Annotated in this window: 18 protein-coding genes and 1 tRNA gene; 6 read left to right on the top strand and 13 right to left on the bottom strand. The window is 61.1% G+C overall.

The annotated features are described in order from the left end of the window. Window positions 1–6: 6 nt before the first annotated feature. The 5 genes from GGD57_RS01615 to GGD57_RS01595 all read right to left on the bottom strand — a co-directional run bounded on the left by GGD57_RS01615 (window position 7) and on the right by GGD57_RS01595 (window position 4,619). On the bottom strand, window positions 7–480 hold the full coding sequence (locus tag GGD57_RS01615) for a GNAT family N-acetyltransferase (protein ID WP_184466202.1): 474 nt from the start codon (window positions 478–480) through the stop codon (window positions 7–9). 120 nt (window positions 481–600) lie between these two features. Beyond that, window positions 601–2,610, bottom strand: a complete 2,010-nt coding sequence (locus tag GGD57_RS01610; protein ID WP_184466201.1) for an acetyl-CoA carboxylase biotin carboxylase subunit — start codon at window positions 2,608–2,610, stop codon at window positions 601–603. Between the two features lie 75 nt (window positions 2,611–2,685). After that, entirely contained in the window at window positions 2,686–3,390 is a 705-nt protein-coding gene (locus tag GGD57_RS01605) for a hypothetical protein (protein ID WP_184466200.1), read from the bottom strand. A 97-nt stretch (window positions 3,391–3,487) separates the two neighbouring features. After that, entirely contained in the window at window positions 3,488–4,408 is a 921-nt protein-coding gene (locus tag GGD57_RS01600) for a DMT family transporter (RefSeq protein WP_184466199.1), read from the bottom strand. 126 nt (window positions 4,409–4,534) lie between these two features. Further along, window positions 4,535–4,619: transfer RNA gene (locus tag GGD57_RS01595), tRNA-Leu, on the bottom strand. 184 nt (window positions 4,620–4,803) lie between these two features. Between GGD57_RS01595 and lipB the strand changes: the two genes are divergently transcribed. Then, on the top strand, window positions 4,804–5,523 hold the full coding sequence (gene lipB / locus GGD57_RS01590) for a lipoyl(octanoyl) transferase LipB (protein WP_184466197.1): 720 nt from the start codon (window positions 4,804–4,806) through the stop codon (window positions 5,521–5,523). A 206-nt stretch (window positions 5,524–5,729) separates the two neighbouring features. After that, window positions 5,730–6,374 carry a methyltransferase family protein gene (locus GGD57_RS01585; protein ID WP_184466507.1) on the top strand — a complete coding sequence of 215 codons (645 nt, stop codon included), beginning with the start codon at window positions 5,730–5,732 and terminating at the stop codon, window positions 6,372–6,374. A gap of 106 nt (window positions 6,375–6,480) precedes the next feature. Here the strand turns inward: GGD57_RS01585 and GGD57_RS01580 are convergent, their stop codons facing one another. The 3 genes from GGD57_RS01580 to GGD57_RS01570 form a co-directional block, all read right to left on the bottom strand. After that, the gene (locus tag GGD57_RS01580; RefSeq protein WP_184466195.1) at window positions 6,481–6,846 is read right to left on the bottom strand and encodes a hypothetical protein; all 366 of its coding nucleotides are present in this window, start codon (window positions 6,844–6,846) and stop codon (window positions 6,481–6,483) included. A gap of 320 nt (window positions 6,847–7,166) precedes the next feature. Further along, window positions 7,167–7,676: a BON domain-containing protein gene (locus tag GGD57_RS01575; RefSeq protein WP_184466193.1), complete on the bottom strand. Its 510-nt coding sequence runs from the start codon at window positions 7,674–7,676 to the stop codon at window positions 7,167–7,169. 131 nt (window positions 7,677–7,807) lie between these two features. After that, a complete protein-coding gene (locus tag GGD57_RS01570; RefSeq protein ID WP_184466191.1) occupies window positions 7,808–8,302 on the bottom strand; it encodes a peptide deformylase in 495 nt (164 codons plus the stop codon). 240 nt (window positions 8,303–8,542) lie between these two features. On the opposite strand from GGD57_RS01570, the gene mgtE reads away from it, so the two are divergent. Together mgtE and GGD57_RS01560 are read left to right on the top strand one after the other, a co-directional pair. Beyond that, a complete protein-coding gene (gene mgtE, locus GGD57_RS01565; protein WP_184466189.1) occupies window positions 8,543–9,958 on the top strand; it encodes a magnesium transporter in 1,416 nt (471 codons plus the stop codon). 64 nt (window positions 9,959–10,022) lie between these two features. Next, window positions 10,023–10,415, top strand: coding sequence for a MerR family transcriptional regulator (locus tag GGD57_RS01560; protein WP_085737334.1), 393 nt, complete (start codon window positions 10,023–10,025; stop codon window positions 10,413–10,415). A 10-nt stretch (window positions 10,416–10,425) separates the two neighbouring features. Here the strand turns inward: GGD57_RS01560 and GGD57_RS01555 are convergent, their stop codons facing one another. Both GGD57_RS01555 and GGD57_RS01550 read right to left on the bottom strand, forming a co-directional pair. Further along, window positions 10,426–11,415 carry a heparan-alpha-glucosaminide N-acetyltransferase gene (locus tag GGD57_RS01555; RefSeq protein ID WP_184466187.1) on the bottom strand — a complete coding sequence of 330 codons (990 nt, stop codon included), beginning with the start codon at window positions 11,413–11,415 and terminating at the stop codon, window positions 10,426–10,428. Continuing rightward, the gene (locus GGD57_RS01550; RefSeq protein WP_184466185.1) at window positions 11,415–12,179 is read right to left on the bottom strand and encodes a DUF599 domain-containing protein; all 765 of its coding nucleotides are present in this window, start codon (window positions 12,177–12,179) and stop codon (window positions 11,415–11,417) included. The genes GGD57_RS01555 and GGD57_RS01550 overlap by 1 nt, the downstream gene beginning before the upstream one ends. A 194-nt stretch (window positions 12,180–12,373) precedes the next feature. On the opposite strand from GGD57_RS01550, the gene GGD57_RS01545 reads away from it, so the two are divergent. Both GGD57_RS01545 and GGD57_RS01540 read left to right on the top strand, forming a co-directional pair. Further along, entirely contained in the window at window positions 12,374–13,777 is a 1,404-nt protein-coding gene (locus GGD57_RS01545) for an L-serine ammonia-lyase (protein WP_184466183.1), read from the top strand. Between the two features lie 183 nt (window positions 13,778–13,960). Continuing rightward, on the top strand, window positions 13,961–14,398 hold the full coding sequence (locus tag GGD57_RS01540) for a DUF1489 family protein (protein ID WP_184466181.1): 438 nt from the start codon (window positions 13,961–13,963) through the stop codon (window positions 14,396–14,398). A gap of 25 nt (window positions 14,399–14,423) precedes the next feature. On the opposite strand, the gene GGD57_RS01535 is transcribed toward GGD57_RS01540, so the two are convergent. The 3 genes from GGD57_RS01535 to GGD57_RS01525 form a co-directional block, all read right to left on the bottom strand. Continuing rightward, the gene (locus GGD57_RS01535; RefSeq protein WP_085737330.1) at window positions 14,424–14,699 is read right to left on the bottom strand and encodes a hypothetical protein; all 276 of its coding nucleotides are present in this window, start codon (window positions 14,697–14,699) and stop codon (window positions 14,424–14,426) included. A 113-nt stretch (window positions 14,700–14,812) separates the two neighbouring features. Continuing rightward, complete coding sequence (locus GGD57_RS01530) at window positions 14,813–16,357, bottom strand: serine hydrolase (RefSeq protein ID WP_184466179.1); 1,545 nt, start codon at window positions 16,355–16,357, stop codon at window positions 14,813–14,815. 157 nt (window positions 16,358–16,514) lie between these two features. Continuing rightward, window positions 16,515–17,261: a hypothetical protein gene (locus tag GGD57_RS01525; protein ID WP_184466177.1), complete on the bottom strand. Its 747-nt coding sequence runs from the start codon at window positions 17,259–17,261 to the stop codon at window positions 16,515–16,517. Window positions 17,262–17,581: the final 320 nt, after the last annotated feature.

Raw genomic sequence — 17,581 nt, 5'->3', positions numbered from 1 at the left:
ATATCCTCAGGCCGGTTGCGTGGCCGGCTGGCGGACCATATCGATATGGGGAATGCCGTCTTCCAGATATTCCTGCGACGTGCCGATAAAGCCGAAGGATTCATAGAAGCGGCGCAGATGGGCCTGCGCCGACAAGGCAATGGGGTTTGCCGGATAAAGCCGCTCGCAAGCGACGATCGCCTCATTCATCAATGCATCACCCAGACGCTTTCCGCGATGGGCGGGCGAGACGACCACGCGGCCGATCTTTGAGGGATCCTGCGCAGTATGCGGCTTCAGCAGCCGCGCAGAGGCGAGCAGTTCGCCGCCATCCAGCAGCCGCAGGTGCAGGGCATCGACATCCTTGCCGTCGAGCTCGGGATAGGGGCAGTTCTGCTCGACGACGAAGACGTCGACGCGCATTTTCAGAAGATCGTAAAGTTCGCGCGCGGAGAACTCGTCGATGCCCTTGAGGTCGGTCGTATAGGTCGTCGAAGCCATCAATACGGAACCACGCTGCGGATGCTCTCGCTTGAATGCATGAGCTTGAAGTTTTCCGTATATGTACGACGGGACGGCTGACTTCAAGCGAGGAAATGGCGAGCTGACCCGCGCCTTACCTCAGGCGAATTCCATGATCACGGCGTCGACGGCCAGGCTTTCGCCGGCCGCGGCATTGATCTTCGAAACGACGAGATCGCGATCGGCGCGCAGCACGTTTTCCATCTTCATCGCCTCGACGATCGCCAAAGTCTCGCCGGCCTTGACTTCCTGGCCCTCGGCAACCGCGATGGCGACGACGAGGCCTGGCATTGGGCAGAGCAGGAGCTTGGAGGTATCGGGCGGCAGCTTCACCGGCATCAGCCTGTCGAGTTCGGCATGGCGCGGCGAAAAGACTTTGGCCGTCACCGACAGGCCCTGCCAATCGATGCGCATGCCGTTGAGAACGGGGCGGATCTGCGCGGTGATATCGCGGCCGCCGACCTTGCCGTTCCAGACCGGATCACCCGGTCTCCAGTCGGTGACAACGCTCATGTTCTTGCCTTCTATCGCCATTTCCATGTCGAAAGGAATGGTGACGAGGCCGTCGAGCAATCTGACTGCGACATGGTTGTCGCCTGTTTTGACCACCCAGTGCTCGCGCAGCGCACCAGATGCGGCGTGCAGGCGATCGGCGAAACGCTCGCGGCGGTTTGCCTCGATCAGCGAGGCCGACAGCGCAATGGCGGCAAGGACTGCCTCTTCCGTCCGATCCGGCTTCATCGGCGCGAAACCATTGGGATATTCCTCGGCGATGAAGCCTGTGGAAAGCCGGCCCTCGCGCCAGCGCGGATGTTTCATCAGCGCCGCCAGGAACGGAACATTGTGCTCGATGCCATCGACGACGAAGCCGTCGAGCGCCCGGCCCATGGCCTCGATCGCCTCGCTGCGGGTCGGCGCCCAGGTGCAGAGCTTGGCGATCATCGGATCGTAATACATCGAGATTTCGGCGCCTTCGAAGACGCCGGTATCGTTGCGGACGACGACATTGCCGGTCCGGCCTTCGGCCGGCGGGCGGTAGCGTGTCAGGCGGCCGATCGAGGGCAGGAAATTGCGGTAGGGGTCTTCGGCGTAGAGCCGGCTTTCGATCGCCCAGCCGTCGAGCCTGATATCCTCCTGGGCCAGGGGAAGGGGCTCGCCGGCTGCGACACGGATCATCTGCTCGACGAGATCGATGCCGGTGACGAGTTCGGTCACGGGATGTTCGACCTGCAGGCGGGTGTTCATTTCGAGGAAATAGAAATTGCGATCGCGGTCGACGATGAATTCGACGGTGCCGGCGCTCTGGTAATCGACGGCTTTGGCCAGCGCCACCGATTGTTCGCCCATCGCCTTGCGGGTTTTTTCGTCGAGGAAAGGCGAGGGCGCCTCTTCCGCCACCTTCTGGTTCCGCCGCTGGATCGAGCATTCGCGTTCGCCGAGATAGACGACATTGCCATGCGCATCGGCCAGGACCTGGATTTCGATGTGGCGCGGCTCGACGATGAACTTCTCGATGAAGACGCGGTCGTCGCCGAAGGAGCTCTTGGCCTCCGAGCGGGCGCGCTCGAAGCCGTCGCGCACCTCTGCCTCATTCCAGGCAATTCGCATGCCCTTGCCGCCGCCGCCTGCCGATGCCTTGATCATGACGGGATAGCCGATGCCGCCCGATATCACTTCCGCGTGGGCGGCATCCTCGATGACGCCGAGATGGCCGGGCACTGTCGACACGCCGGCGGCATTGGCGAATTTCTTCGATTCGATCTTGTCGCCCATCGCCATGATGGCCTTCGGCTTCGGGCCGATGAAGACGATTCCCTGCTTTTCCAGCTCAGCGCAGAAGGCGGCGCGTTCGGACAGGAAGCCATAACCGGGATGTACCGCCTCGGCGCCAGTCGCCTTGCAGGCCGCGATGATCTTTTCGGCAACCAGATAACTCTCGGAGGCCGCGGCCGGGCCGATATTCACGGCCTCGTCGGCCATTTCGACATGCAGTGCATCCCGATCCGCATCCGAATAGACCGCAACGATCACAATGCCCATGCGGCGCGCGGTCTTGATCACGCGGCAGGCGATTTCGCCGCGATTCGCGATCAGGATTTTCTTGAACATCGAGACTCCACCCAGAAATGCGTTCCGGAGTTTTACGCACAAAACACCGGAACGCACAATCAGGCTTGAAGTGCATCAGGCGACAGCTGCTTCGCAGACGGGTTCCTCGTCGACGATGCGCAGCCAGCGGCTGCGCCGCGGCTCGGCATAGTCACGCAGCTCGACGGCGGCCATGATTCCCGTCCAGTGGGGATGATTGGCGCCGGGCAGCGTCGCCTGCTCGATCTGCTTGAGCACGCCGTATTCGGCCGAGGAAACGGGAATGACGCCGCTTTCGGCGACGCTTCTGAAGATGCGCATCGCAAAATCGACGTCCTGGCGGGTAATGCCCCGGCGATCGACGGCGCGCGACAGCTTGTAGCCACCGATATTGTCGGTGATCGCCAGACGGAGCTGATCGAGGGCGAGCGCCCTCAATTCACCCGGGACGTCGGCCGAAATCTCCATGATGTGCAGAATGAGCTCGAGTTCCAGCGCCGAGTTGACGACGCCGTCGGTCGTGAACATGCGCATGATCCAGGCGACGTTGATTTCATCAAGCGAGCCCTGCGGGTAGGTATAATGAACAATGAAACCGGCGAGCTGCTCCACGAAGAACGTGTTCCAGGCGGCACATTTTTCAGGGCAGGAATTATTGAGCGCCAACATGGCCACGACATCATCGGATGTCCGGATGCCTTCCGGGAAAGCATGTTTGCGCAACAGTATTATATCTTCGGCCGTCAGCCGATGCTTACCGGCCACGACACAGGCCGGAAAAGCGAGACGAAATTCGCTCATGTTTTAGCTCCAGGCTTCATCATGAAGCCGGAGACAGTTTTATCGCCTGCGAATTGACGATCCCTCAAGAAGAGAAGTTAATCCGGCATTCCCGGGGTCAGGAAGATTTTAACGATTGCGCCTGCAGCCGCTCGCGCCAGATGATGAAGAGCCCGGATGCGACGATGATGAAGATGCCGATCCACTTGGAGAAGCTCGGGAAATCATTGAACAGCGCATAACCGAGCACCGTCGCCGAGATGATCTCGAAGTACTGGAACGGCGCAAGCAGCGACAGCGGCGCGAGCCGGAAAGCCCGGACCACCAGCATATGCGCATATCCCGAGATCAGGCCGAGGGCGAGGAGCAGCGCAAGAGCGAGACCGGAGGAGGGCAGAGAGACGGCGAAATCGGCATTGCCGGAACCGTTGCCGACGAAAAGGGCGGCGGCCATGAACACCGTTCCGCCGATGCCGGCCATGGTCTGCATCGTCAGCGGCGAATCGGCCTCGCCGATGGCGCGGTTGAGGAACAGGTAGAGCGAGAACAGAAAGGCGCAGGCGACCGGCAGCAGCGCCTTCAGGCCGAAAATCTCGTAACTCGGCTGTATGACGATCATCGCGCCGCCGAAACCGACCACGATCGCTATCCAGCGGCGCCAGCCGACCTTCTCCCCGAGGAACAGTGCCGACAGGGCGGCCAGCATGAAAGGCTCGACGAAATAGATGGCGAAGACATCGGCGAGCGGCATGTATTTGACCGCGACGAAGAAAAGCAGGCTCGCACCACCATGCAGCACGCCGCGCAGCAGGTTCATCCATGGCCGTTTGGCCGAAAGCGCCTTCAACCCGAACAGCGCGAAGAGAATCGGCAGGGTGCAGGCGATCTGGAAGAAGAATCGGTAAAAGGTCACCTGACCCGGCGACATCGCTTCGAAGGTCGCCATATATTTGGCGATGGCATCCATGGTCGGCAGGATCAGCATGGCGCCGGACATGATGGCCATGCCCTGCAGGGAATTTTGATGGGGATCTGACATGGTGGCCGATTCTTGCGGGGATGACGCCTCAACCATGAGAAGGCCGGGCGATCAAGCCGAGGAGCCGTGGATAATTTCGAGGTAAAATCGAAATTGTCGCTTAGAAAGCGTTTCCCAGAAAGGGAATGGTGCGGTCGAGAAGACTCGAACTTCCACGGGTTGCCCCACAGCGACCTCAACGCTGCGCGTCTACCAATTCCGCCACGACCGCATCGTGGTAGGTGCCGATTTGCGTCGGCGGGGCAGCATGTAGCAAAAGGATTTGGGGTGCACAAGGGCGGTATGACAGTTTTTTTAAAAACCGGTCATCGCATTTGAATTGCCCCTGAAACGGGTCCATATAGCTATCCTGTCGCCCCCTAATTTCGCAGGCATTTATGGGAGGGCGGCAAGGAATGGCCATGCTTCGCACCGATCTCGAATTCTCCATGCTTCCCCAGGCCGGCACCCGGCCGGTGCGCTGGCGCATCGCCGACGGCCTCGTTGCCTATGAGGAGGCGGTGGAGACGATGGAGCGCGAAGTGGCGGCGATATCGGACGGCGGGGATGAGCTGGTCTGGCTCGTCGAACATCCGCCGCTCTATACCGCCGGCACCAGCGCCAATGCGAGCGATCTCGTCCAGCCGGACCGTTTTCCGGTCTTTGCAACGGGGCGCGGCGGTGAATACACCTATCATGGACCCGGCCAGCGCGTCGCCTATGTGATGCTCGACCTGAAGCGCAGGCGCCAGGATGTGCGCGCCTTCGTCGCTGCCCTCGAGGATGTCGTCATCCGTACGCTCGATATGATGAATGTCCGCGGCGAGCGACGTGAAGACCGCGTCGGCGTCTGGGTGCGCCGGCCGGAAAAACCATTGCTTGCCGATGGAACGATGGCCGAGGACAAGATCGCCGCCCTCGGCATCAGGCTGCGGAAATGGGTGACCTTCCACGGACTGTCGCTCAACGTCGATCCGGATCTCGATCATTTCGGCGGCATCGTGCCCTGCGGGATATCGGCCTATGGCGTGACCAGCCTCGTCGATCTCGGCCTGCCCGTGATGATGGCTGATGTCGATATCCGGCTGCGCACCGCCTTCGAGGCGGTTTTCGGCGAAACGACCAGCGAAAGCTGATTGTTCAGGACGGCGACCTGTCTCCGGAAATCTGCGTCATGATGTTGATATTGCTTGCAGAAATCCCTGCGTTGGCCCGTCGTTGTTTCATTCTGCTGCGAGATCGGCCGGCGAATCGCTGCCCGGTCAGATCAAGTCTTAACCCATAATTAGCGACCGCACGCATATAGGGTAGCATGGCCTATGATGCGGAATTTTTGCGAGCGATGAAAAAAAAGACAGCGGCAAGCTTGTCATTCCTGGATGTGTATTTCGTTCTCGACATCGTTGAAAAAGTGGTGATCAGCTCTCTTTTCGTCGCGATCGTCTTGCGGATTCTATCGCAGATGCAGGACGATCGAGCGATCATCGATGGCCTGCTGATCGTGTCGGAGGGAGCTGCCGCCTTCCTTATCCTGACGCGCCGGCGGACGAAAAATGCGTCGCTTCGGCCGTTCGACCTGATGGTCACCGCCATCGGCACGCTCTTCCCGTTGCTTGTCGTGCCCGCTTCAACACAACCGCTTGCACCGCTCGCATTCTGTGGGATGTTGATGGTATTCGGTTTCGTCCTGCAGATATCGGCAAAGCTATCATTGCGGCGAAGCTTCGGCCTGGCGCCGGCCAATCGTGGGGTCAAGATCGGCGGGCCCTACAAGTTTGTCCGCCATCCGATGTATGCGGGCTATCTGATGACGCATATCGCCTTCTTGCTGGTGCATCCGAGCCTTTGGAACCTCACCATCTATGCGACGGCGCTGACCGCACAATGTTTCCGCCTCCTTGCGGAGGAGCGTCTGCTCAGCCAGGATCCTGCTTATACGGCCTTCATGGCCACAACCCGCTACCGGCTGATTCCATTCGTGTTCTGAAGCGCCTTGCGCCGGAACCGTTGCGGGCCTTCGGGCGATTTGCACTCACACGAGAGAGCGGATTGAAAAAGAGAAGGGCCGGTTTCCGGCCCTTTCTTTTTTTGGATCAATGCGTCGCGCGGCAAGCTTCGGTGCGCGAGGCGCCGCTGTCGGCACCCTTGGTGTGGGAGCCCGTCGGGCCAATCATGCTGTGGCAGGGAGGCAGGGGGGCGATGCTCGCCGTTGCGGTCTTGTCGACGGCAGGGGCCGCCATGGCGCTGGGCGCGAAGCCGTCGCTGTCGTTGGTATAGTCGCTGGAATAGGCCGGGGCCTTGCGGTTGCTGTAATGGACCGGGGCCGGCTTCGCTATCGGGCTCGGTGCGAAACCGTCGCTATCGTTGGTATAGTCGTCGGAATAGCCCGGCTGGGCGAAGGCAGCTCCTGCAAGGCTCACGGCGAACAGGGAAGCGGCAAGGGCAAATTTGATGCGCATGGGTCTATCTCCTCAATCTGCTGTTGAATTTGACAACATAAACTAACCCTCGGCACCTGCGAGTTCGCGCCCCAATTCAGGCAATTTTGTGAAAAAACGGCGACGTGGCCGCGACCTTTTGTCCAAATGAAATCACAGTGTTGTCAACGAAATTGACGTTAACGTTACAGAAGCCGCCTAAGCAAAATGGCCGAATGCGGCATCCGCATGAGCATATCATGATGCAATCTGGAATTGTTAACTTTTGGTAATGTTGGCGGGGTGGGAAAATCGACGGAGGCGGGGAGGCATCGGCGCCTCCCGAGTGTCTTGTGAATCAATCAGTCCTCATTCGGGATATGCGCGTCGACGCCGGTCAGCTGTAGTTTGTTGCGGACATGGCGAACGCCGTCGACCGAAAGCGCACTGAGTTCGACCTTGCGGGCAATGCCGATCGTCTCCACCGAACCTTCCAGGGTTATGACGTGCCCGTCTGCGTGGACCTCGATACTGTCGATGTCGACCTCGGGGATGTTTTCGAGACGATCGTTCACACGTGCTTCGAGGTCGTCGCTTTCATCCCGGTCGATGGTGTCGGGGCGCAGCGAATCCTTCAGGCGGTTCTCGTTACCGTCTGCATCCGTGCCGTCGATGCGAAAGCCCTTGTTGGGGTCGCTGTCGAAATTTGCCGCCGTCTCGCCATAGGGGCGGTTGGCCGGGTCGGCGCCGGTGCCGTCTGCATAGGGCCAGCCGTCGTCGAGATTGCGTTCCTCGAGGTCACGATAGTCTTCCTCCCGGGAAAGCTCCGGCTTTTCCCGGGTAAACTGGGTCTTGTCACCGATCCTTGCCATTGCGGTCGCTCCTCGTCTCTTTGCGGAAAAACGCTGGGGTTCTTTGCGAGAACGTGGGCAGCGGCGAATGGTTCGGCGCGGTCGGTGATTTTCCAGCCCTGATTATCGGTTCCGATTGTCAGTGCAGATTATCAGTTCTGGGCCTTCTCCCATTTTTTCACGAGACGGTCGCGTTTCAGCCGGGAGAGGCGCTGCAGCCAGAAAATGCCGTCGAGCTGGTCGACCTCGTGCTGGATGCAGATGGCGTGGAAACCTTCGGCTGGCTCTTCGTGCACGATGCCTTCGGCATCCTGGTAACGGAAACGAATCGCGCGCGGGCGTATGACCTCGTCGGTGGCGCCGGGCATGGAGACGCTGCCTTCGGCGTGGTTCATCGTCTCTTTCGAGAACCAGGTGATCTCCGGGTTGACGTAAAGGCGCACGCCAAAGGCCTTGTCGAGCTCCAGCACAGTCACTCGGCTGAGGACGCCGATATGGGCGGCGGTGATGCCGACGCCGGGGGCGGCGCGCATCGTCGCCAGCAGGTCGTCGGCAAGTTCGGCGAGCGGCGGGCCGAAGTCCGTCACCGGTGCGCAGACGGTCTTCAGAGCAGGATGCGGATAAAGCAGGATCGGACGGATGGGCATGGGGCAGCTTTCTCTGCTTGAACGGGCGCTGGCTGGACGGGTGGCGAAACTATCGCCGGCCGCAGGCATTGTCATCAAGAGGCAGGTTTGCGCCTTTACGGCAAGGTTGCTTTGGGCTAGCAGAAACATGAATTCCCATTGCGGGATTTGCTTATCTGCTTGTTGACAATATGTTTTCGCCGACATTTGCGAGTGCGGCGCTGTAGTCGTTGAAATTCGAACCAGATGCGAGGGCGGCAGATGACGACGACCGACGGGGAAGACCGCATCCGCAGGCGTCCGGACGACGAAGAAGCCGATATTTACGACGAGGACGGCAATGTCCGCAGCGATTTCCTGGCGCTCGTCGGCGCCGCGATCGCCGACCGCGACACGCTGTTCCTGCGCCAGAACGTCGCCCGCCTGCATGAATCCGAAATAGGCGACCTGCTGGAAGCGATCCAGCCGGATCAGCGCCTGGCGCTGGTGCGCCTGCTCGGCGAAGACTTCGACATGACGGCGCTGACCGAGGTCGACGAGGCGATCCGCCGCGAGATCGTCGACCAGATGCCGAACGAGCAGATCGCCGCAGCGATCGGCGAGCTCGATTCGGACGACGCCGTCTACATTCTCGAAGATCTCGACAAGGAAGACCGGGAAGAGATTCTCGCGCAACTGCCGTTCACCGAGCGGGTCAGGCTGCGCCGGGCGCTCGACTATCCCGAAAGCTCGGCCGGGCGCCGCATGCAGACGGAATTCGTCGCCGTGCCGCCGTTCTGGACGGTCGGACAGACGATCGACTATATGCGCGACGAGGAGGATCTGCCTTATTCCTTCTCGCAGATCTTCGTCATCGATCCGACCTTCAAGCTGCTCGGCGCTGTCGATCTCGATCAGATCCTGCGCACCAAGCGGCAGACGAAGATCGAGCAGATCATGCGCGAGACCAACCATCCGGTTCCCGCCGAGATGGACCAGGAGGAGGCGGCCCAGCTCTTCGAGCAGTACGACCTTCTCTCTGCTGCCGTCGTCGACGAGAACGGCCGGCTCGTCGGCGTGCTGACCATCGACGACGTCGTCGACGTCATCCACGAGGAAGCGGACGAGGACATCAAGCGCCTCGGCGGCGTCGGCGACGAAGAACTGTCCGACAATGTGCTGTCGACGGCGCGTTCGCGTTTCCTCTGGCTTTTGATCAATCTCGGCACGGCAATGCTCTCGGCAAGCGTCATCGGCCTGTTCGATGCCTCGATCGAGAAGATGATCGCGCTTGCGGTGCTGATGCCGATCGTTGCCTCGATGGGCGGCAATGCCGGCACGCAGACGATGACGGTGACTGTGCGCGCGCTCGCCACCCGCGATCTCGACATCTATAATGCCGGCCGCATCATCCGTAGAGAGGCGGGCGTCGGCATCCTGAACGGCATCGTCTTCGCAACGATCATGGGCGCGATCGCCGGCATCTGGTTCCACGACTATCAGCTCGGCGGGGTGATCGCGGCGGCGATGATCATCAATCTGATGGCAGCAGCCCTTGCCGGCATCCTGCTGCCGCTGCTGCTCGATAAGGTGGGGGCCGACCCGGCGATCGCCTCGTCCGTTTTCGTGACGACAGTGACAGACTGTACCGGCTTCTTCGCCTTTCTCGGCATCGCCACATGGTGGTTCGGCATCTGACCGGCTGACGAAATTGACTATTACGTAAAAGTCAATATTATTGCCGGTTCAAGACGGGGAACACATGCCGGTGAACAAATTTTATAGCATAACGGAGCTGACGCGCGAATTTGGTGTCTCCACCCGCACGCTGCGCTTCTACGAGGACGAGGGACTGATCCATCCGGAGCGGCGGGGGCGGACCCGTCTCTTTCGCCAGGCCGACCGACGGCTGATCGGCGAAATTCTCCGCGGCCGGCGCATCGGCTTCACCATCGCCGAGATCCGCGAGATCATTCAGGTCTACAAGGAGCCGCCGGGTGAACTCGGGCAGCTGAAGCTCCTGATGAAACGCGTCGACGAGAAGCGCGAGGACCTGCGCCAGAAGCGCAAGGATATCGACGATACGCTGACGGAACTCGACAATATCGAAGAGGCCTGCCTCGGCCGCCTCGCCGAAATCGGCGTCACCACCTGAGGATTCAGGCTTATTGCGCCTCGGCGCTGCATTCGGCAGCGATCGTCTGGACCCGCTCGTCCGTCTCAATATTGATTGCGCCCGCCTGCAGCGGCGTAAACAGGGCTTGTGTCTGCAATTTGTCCAGCGTGCACTGGCAGAAGCTGCGGCAGAGCGCTTCGCCTTGCTGCATGACGCAGGCGGAGTTGCATTGCCTTAGGTAGGTCGCGACCGGATCCGGTGCCTGCGGCGGGATAACCAGGGTAAGCCCGTAGGCGATGCTGATCAACACCGGCTGGTGAATGAGGTAGAAGGCAAGGCTGTGGCGGCCGAGCCTTGCCGGCCACCAGGAACCGGTACCGATGGCGGCAAGCCGATGCGGCAGCTTGGTTCTGATCGCGATCAAGGCGAAGCTTAATCCAGCGAAAAAGGGCGTTGCCCAGGGAAACAGCGGCACATAATCGTTGGACCGTTCCGGCATCGCGGCAAGGCCGGCCCAGGCGAGATATCTCGGATCGAAGAAGGATGACCGAATGAGGCCGGGTGGGCCGAAATTGTCGGTCAGCCAGGCGGCAAGGAGCGCGAGCGTTGTGATCAGCGTGACGGCGAGCGGCAACCTCAAGAAAACGACACCGATCAGCGTCAGCACCGCGATGCAATGCAGGATGCCGAAATAGATCCATTCGTTCGGCATCGCGATCCGCGTGGCAATCGAGATGACGGCGGCTGCCGCGGCGATCATGCCGAAACGTTTCCAGAAGGAGGGCCAGCGGATCTCGGGGGTGCTCGACAGCACGAGGCTGATACCGACGATGAACAGAAAGGTCGTGGCGATCGCCCGGGCGTAGATCTTCAGCCAGCCGGTCTCGGCCGTGCCGGCTGTGAGATAGCCCATGAACTCCATATCCCAGCTGAAATGGTAGGTCGCCATGGCGATCAGCGCGACACCGCGCGCCGTGTCCAACAGGCCGATGCGCGGCGGCTTTGCCGCCACATCGGCTTCGATTGCCGGCAATGTCATCACAGTCCCTCGGGCAAATCAGGTCCGCCGCTCGGCGGCATGTCGCGGCGAATAGCAGAAAGATGGAGATTTGATGGCGGGCCGGCGTCCATGATTGCCAGCCGTGCCTGCGAGAAGAATTGCCGACGCGTCAGCACGAAGATGACGGTCGCCGTCGTCAGCATGAAGACATAGGGGTTGATGAACCAGCCGAGATAGCCGATCGACAGGAAGATCGCCCTGAGCCCCTCGTTGAAATTGCTGCCGGCAATGACATTCATGCGGATGACGCGTTCGGCGGCCCGCTCGGCGGCGATGACGTCGCTCTCGGCATCGCGCAGCATCGGGATCGAGCCGAACAGGATGGTGCAGTAGTTGAACAGCCGGTATGACCAGCCGAATTTGAAGAAGGCATAGCCGAAAAGCGCTGCCAGCCCGCCGACCTTCATCTCGAAGACGGCATGGCCGCTGTGGAAGACGAAGGGCAGGTCGGCGAAGACGGCGTCGACCTTCTCCGTCGCCCCGAGCAGGGCAAAGCAACTGCCGATCGCAAAGATCGACGTCGAAGCGAAAAATGCGGTGCCGTTCTGCAGGCCGGCCATGATCTGCGTGTCGATCATCTTCAGGTCGCGGCGCAGCGAATTGTAGATCCATTCCCGCCGGCGTTCGATCATCGCATGGGTGAGGCTGGTGCGTCCGAAGAAGGTGCGGCCATGCAGTAGCCAGGAATAGCCCATCCAGACACAGGCAAAGAAGGCCAGAGCGATATAGTCCGCCGTCGTCATCAGTGATTCAGTCTCCGCATGAAGTGCGGCCACCTTACATATGCATTGAAATGCTGCAATGATTGGTAAGGTCGGTCTCATCGTTTTGGTGGGCAGCCACAATGTCGCACCGGCTGCATGCGATGTCGGTGGCCCGCACGGATGGAAAACCGGCGTCGCTTAAATTTGTATCCTTGTCATCAGAAGGCGCATCCATGTTTCTCTCGGTATTCGATGTCTTCAAGATCGGTGTCGGGCCGTCGAGTTCGCACACGATGGGTCCGATGTCGGCCGCCAATCGGTTTCTCGAACTGATCCTGTCGAACGACTGGCCGCGCCCATCGTCTGGCGCCGAGGTCGTCGCGATCAAGGTCAGCCTGCACGGCTCGCTTGCTCATACCGGTATCGGCCACGGCACGGGCAGGGCGGTCATTCTCGGCCTGATGGGCGAGGCGCCCGACAGCGTCGATCCCGACAGGATGGATGGCATCGTCGATGCGGTCGAGCGCACCGGCCGCATCACGCCGCAGGGGCATACGGGCTATCAGTTCCAGCCGAAGACCGATCTGATTTTCGACAAGAAACAGCCGCTGCCCGGCCATGCCAACGGCATGTCCTTTTCCGCTTTCGACAGGGATGGCCGGCTGCTCCTCAAGCGCATCTATTATTCGGTCGGCGGCGGCTTCGTCGTCACCGACACCGAGCTGGAGCAGATGCGGGCGAAGAAGAACGCGGCTGGCAGCACGCGCGTGCCCTATCCCTTCTCGACCGCCAGGCAGATGCTCGACATGGCGGAGCGCTCGGGGCTGTCGATCGCGCAGATGAAGCGGGCGAACGAGGAGAGCCAGCGCAGCCCGGAGGAACTCGACCAGGGACTCGACCGCATCTGGGAAGCGATGCGCTCCTGCATCGAGCGCGGCCTCAAGGTCGATGGCATCATGCCGGGCGGCCTCAACGTCAAGCGCCGCGCCCGCAGGATTCACGACAAGCTGGAGGAGGAGTGGCGCAGCAACCGCGTCAATCCGCTGCTCGCCAACGACTGGCTCTCGGTCTATGCGATGGCCGTCAACGAGGAGAATGCCGCCGGCGGGCGCGTCGTCACGGCGCCGACCAATGGTGCTGCCGGCGTCATTCCGGCGACGATCCGCTATTACGAGCATTTCCACGAGGACTGGGATCAGAACGGCATCCGCGATTATCTGCTGACGGCCGCGGCCATCGGCGGCATCATCAAGCACAACGCCTCGATCTCGGGCGCTGAAGTCGGCTGTCAGGGCGAAGTCGGCTCGGCGGCGGCGATGGCGGCTGCAGGCCTTGCGGCGGTCATGGGCGGCACGCCGGAGCAGATCGAGAACGCCGCCGAAATCGCGCTGGAACACCATCTCGGCATGACCTGCGATCCGGTCGCCGGCCTGGTGCAGGTTCCCTGCATCGAGCGCAACGCGCTCGGCGCCGTCAAGGCCGTCACTGCGGCATCACTCGCCGTCAAGGGCGATGGCCAGCATTTCGTGCCGCTCGACGCCTGCATCGAGACGATGCGCCAGACCGGCCACGACATGAGCGAGAAGTACAAGGAAACCTCGACCGGCGGCCTGGCCGTCAACGTGGTCGAATGCTGAGTTTGTGGACTCCTGCGTTAGAGCGGTTCAGCGCCTCACGCTAGCGCAGAACCGCTTTAACCTTTTGTTTTTACGTAATTATCGGCAAACGCCTCGCGCTTTGCCTGGGAAAACCGCTTCACACTTTTCCTGGAATTGCTTTAGACGCTTGACGCCCGCTGCCAAAAGGATTTCAACGGCGGCATGGCATTGCATCTCATCAAACTCTGCGTCGGCGCCGACTCGATAGACGATCTGCGCGAATGGGTGACGGAACGCTCGCTCAGCGCCATCGCCGCCGGACTTGAGCCGCACTCCGTGCACACGACGCGCATGGTGCCGAAACGCATGGAGGAGCTGCTGGACGGCGGCTCGCTCTATTGGGTGATCAAGGGGCAGGTGCAGGCGCGCCAAAAGCTGCTCGGCATCGAGACCTTCACCGACGGCGAGGGCATTTCGCGGTGCCGCCTGATGCTCGGCCCTGAAGTCATCGAGACGGCTGTGCAGCCGAAGCGGCCATTCCAGGGCTGGCGTTATTACACGGAGGATGACGTGCCGCGCGACCTGACAAGCCTAGGGGCCGGTATTGTCGAAATGCCCGCGGACCTTCGCCGCGAGCTGACGGAACTTGGCCTGCTCTAGTCCTTTTATGCGGATGTCTGGCCGGTCAGCGCAGGCGCAGATGCACCGGCACGCTGCCGTCCTGCGAGATGACGTGCAGATGGATGCGGGCTTCGGGCTGGGAATAACGCCAGGCGCGGGCACCGTGGCAAAGCAGCAGATTGATGAGATCCCTTGTTTTCGGAGACTTCGGCTTCGGCCGCTGCAGGCCGATCTCGGCCAGGCGCATGGCCGCCTCGTGCAACGGATGCAGAGAAGAGCGGCCCTTGGCCGTCATGCGGCGGTCTGAAGGCATTCCCGGAACATTCTCATTGATCGCCATTGTTTTCCCCGTACGCAATACTGATCGAGTTCAAGAACGGTGGCCGGAAACGCAAACACCGATTCCGGCCGTTACCGACGCCGCCGGCCATCTTGCAGGCAGCATCGAATAGCTCATTGGGCAGCCGCCCAGCACTTGACACCGGCCTTCTTCAAGGCCTTGCAGGCGTTGACCGCATCGCGCTGGTCATCGAAACCGCCGAAACGGGCGCGGTAGAGCTGGTCACTACCGGCACCGTAGGCGACGGCGAAGGGCTTTGCCGAGGCCAATGCCTTGCCGCCCTTGGTCTTGGCGCTATCGAGAAGGTCCATGGCCATCTGCCGGCTCGGCGAGACACCAACCTGCACAACCCAGCCGGCCGGGCCATTGCCACTGGAAGCGGCGCCAGCAGAAGCAGGGCTGGTCGAGGCCGTCGTGACGTTATCGACGCCGGCATCGTCTTGTTCCGACGGCTTCGATGCGGGCACCGATGCCTGCTGCTTGAAGGTCTTGGTCTTGACCTTGGTCGGCGCCGGCATCGGCTGTGCGACCAGCGGATTGTCGGACTTCGACTGCGTGGTCTCGGCATAGGCGACCTCGGTCTCGGCCACTTCGCGCGCATCCGGCAGCGGGGCTTTATGCGGCAGGCTGAGATCGGCGACGGCTGCCGAAACCGGCGACTGCGCAGCGGTGATCGTCTTTGCCATTTGCGGCTGGGTCTTCTGCTGGACCTTCTGCGGCTGGACCGGTTCAGGTGTCTCGATCATCGCAGGGGCAGGGGCCGCCTGGGCGATCAGTGCCGACGATCCGCCGCGGCTCGAGGCCTTCGGCAGGTAGGCGGCGATCAGATTGCGCATCTGGGCATCACGAGCCGGCCCCGAAGCGCCGCCGAGCACGACGCCGACGATCGACTTGCCCTCCAGCTGCACCGAACTCACCAGATTGAAACCGGCAGCCCTGGTATAACCGGTCTTGATACCATCGACGCCGGCTACCGAACCGACCAGGCGGTTATGGCTGCGGATCGTGCGGGTGCCGAACTTGAAGGCGCGGGTGGAGAAATAGCCGTAATATTGCGGGAAATGCTGGCGAAGAGCGATACCGAGGCGGGCCTGATCGCGCGCCGTCGTCATCTGTGCCGTATTCGGCAGGCCGTTGGCATTGCGATAGGTGGTGCGCGTCATGCCGAGCGCATGCGCCTTGGCGGTCATCAGCTGGGCAAAGCGATCCTCGCTGCCGCCGCCGAGCATTTCGCCGAGCGCGGTTGCGGCATCATTGGCCGACAGGGTGACGAGGCCGAGAATGCCTTGCTCGACGGTGATCGTGCCGCCGGCGCGAACGCCGAGTTTGGTTGGCGCCTGTGCTGCTGCATGAGCGGAGAAGGGAACCGGCGTATCCAGGCGGATGCGACCCTGCTCCAGCGCCTCGAAGGTCATGTAGAGGGTCATCATCTTGGTCAGCGAAGCGGGATATTGCAGCCGATCGGCATTCTCACTGTAGAGAACATTGCCGGTCTTGGCGTCGACGACGATGCCTGCATATTTTGAATTCGCCGCTTCCGCTTCGGCACTTACCGAATCGACCAGGACGATCGTGACGGCCACCGAAAGGATCGCCAGCAGTTTTGCGAAAAAACTGCCGGATCGGGACGATGATACGGAGGAGACTGACCTTGACACTATTCCACTCTTCGCTTTGCATTTCAGATATTTGGCGCTTCAGATATTCGGCCGGAACCGCACACCTCCCGCCGCACAGCTCGTCTTTCAAATCTACCGATTGGGCGTTACCAATCCGTTTATGATGAATCGTTTATTTCGCTGTCCGGGGAGCATTTTAGGGACTTGTTGCAGAACGGTTCATAAGACGCGCTTCCACAAAGGTGCGGATAGCGGCATCAATATGTTCCCAGTCGTCGAGATGGCTGCTGGAGAAGCGGTAGAGAACGCTGAGATCGTTGCCGATTTTAATATCGCGCTGGCAATCTCCGCTCGCCGCCTTGTCCGGGGCTGAAGGCAATATGCAGCGCACGACATAATCCGGGCCGCCTTTGACGGGCGCCGTCAGCAGCACCTCGTCGCCATAGCCGGCGTCGGCGCGCAGACGATGCAGCGTCAGGCCGTTGCCGAAAGTCTCGGCCGCTCCTTCGAGCAGATGCGAATAGATCGGCTCCAGCCGCCCGGACATGTCGCGCGACATGGTGCTCTGGGTGGGTTGCAGGAAGATCAGGCCGGAGGATTGGGAGACATCGTCGAATCGAAGATGGTTTTCCTTGCCGTAACCCTGCATTTCGGGCCAGGCGAGGTAGAGATCGACGCGCTCGGCTGCGCCTTCATGCCTCTGGCTCGGGAAGCGGATGGCATTCTCGGGGAATTTCACGCTGTCGCGGCCGATCGTCAGCGAAATCTCGGCAGTGCTGTCCGTGTTGCCGGCAAGCGAGATATGCCGCCCGAACCAACGCCCGCCGATGCTGATGGCGACGGTCATCACGGCAAGGACTGCGATCACGGCCATGGTGCGGATGAGAAACCCCATGGAAAAAAGCGGCTGCTCGTCGGATGCGCTGTGCACGGCATGGCTCATGGCGGTTCTTCGCGTTTCGGCCGCGGGAACATGGACCGCCGATGCCGATGGTGAATCTGATCGGTATGATCAGACCGGCATGGTTAACAATTCGCTAAGACGCATCGCGTCGAACGTGATTCATCCGAGGTGTTTAGCGCCTTGTTTTCAAGCATGTGGCCCTCCGGAACCGTGGCACATTCCGGGCGACATGCATTGCGATCTGGAAGGCGCGGCGAGGGAGGGAATGAGCCTGTCCCAAAAGAAAACGAGCCGTTCCCGGGACAGCGGGAACGGCTCTCGGGCGCCGGTCGGGGACGGAATGCGGGGACTGACCGGGC

This window comes from Rhizobium esperanzae (genome assembly GCF_014197615.1).
In the GTDB taxonomy this organism is placed as follows: domain Bacteria; phylum Pseudomonadota; class Alphaproteobacteria; order Rhizobiales; family Rhizobiaceae; genus Rhizobium; species Rhizobium esperanzae_A.
Note: the sequence above shows the minus strand (reverse complement) of the source record. Positions and strands in the feature narration are given on the sequence as shown.

Bases quoted from the DNA above. Each gene is read 5' to 3' on its own strand.
- GGD57_RS01525 (WP_184466177.1), bottom strand. From the start codon at position 17,261: ATGAGCCATGCCGTGCACAGCGCATCCGACGAGCAGCCGCTTTTTTCC.
- GGD57_RS01540 (WP_184466181.1), top strand. From the start codon at position 13,961: ATGGCATTGCATCTCATCAAACTCTGCGTCGGCGCCGACTCGATAGAC.
- GGD57_RS01560 (WP_085737334.1), top strand. From the start codon at position 10,023: ATGCCGGTGAACAAATTTTATAGCATAACGGAGCTGACGCGCGAATTT.
- GGD57_RS01555 (WP_184466187.1), bottom strand. From the start codon at position 11,415: ATGACATTGCCGGCAATCGAAGCCGATGTGGCGGCAAAGCCGCCGCGC.
- GGD57_RS01605 (WP_184466200.1), bottom strand. From the start codon at position 3,390: ATGAGCGAATTTCGTCTCGCTTTTCCGGCCTGTGTCGTGGCCGGTAAG.
- GGD57_RS01580 (WP_184466195.1), bottom strand. From the start codon at position 6,846: ATGCGCATCAAATTTGCCCTTGCCGCTTCCCTGTTCGCCGTGAGCCTT.
- GGD57_RS01545 (WP_184466183.1), top strand. From the start codon at position 12,374: ATGTTTCTCTCGGTATTCGATGTCTTCAAGATCGGTGTCGGGCCGTCG.
- GGD57_RS01610 (WP_184466201.1), bottom strand. From the start codon at position 2,610: ATGTTCAAGAAAATCCTGATCGCGAATCGCGGCGAAATCGCCTGCCGC.
- GGD57_RS01550 (WP_184466185.1), bottom strand. From the start codon at position 12,179: ATGACGACGGCGGACTATATCGCTCTGGCCTTCTTTGCCTGTGTCTGG.
- GGD57_RS01585 (WP_184466507.1), top strand. From the start codon at position 5,730: ATGAAAAAAAAGACAGCGGCAAGCTTGTCATTCCTGGATGTGTATTTC.
- GGD57_RS01535 (WP_085737330.1), bottom strand. From the start codon at position 14,699: ATGGCGATCAATGAGAATGTTCCGGGAATGCCTTCAGACCGCCGCATG.
- GGD57_RS01615 (WP_184466202.1), bottom strand. From the start codon at position 480: ATGGCTTCGACGACCTATACGACCGACCTCAAGGGCATCGACGAGTTC.
- lipB (WP_184466197.1), top strand. From the start codon at position 4,804: ATGGCCATGCTTCGCACCGATCTCGAATTCTCCATGCTTCCCCAGGCC.
- GGD57_RS01570 (WP_184466191.1), bottom strand. From the start codon at position 8,302: ATGCCCATCCGTCCGATCCTGCTTTATCCGCATCCTGCTCTGAAGACC.
- GGD57_RS01600 (WP_184466199.1), bottom strand. From the start codon at position 4,408: ATGTCAGATCCCCATCAAAATTCCCTGCAGGGCATGGCCATCATGTCC.
- mgtE (WP_184466189.1), top strand. From the start codon at position 8,543: ATGACGACGACCGACGGGGAAGACCGCATCCGCAGGCGTCCGGACGAC.
- GGD57_RS01575 (WP_184466193.1), bottom strand. From the start codon at position 7,676: ATGGCAAGGATCGGTGACAAGACCCAGTTTACCCGGGAAAAGCCGGAG.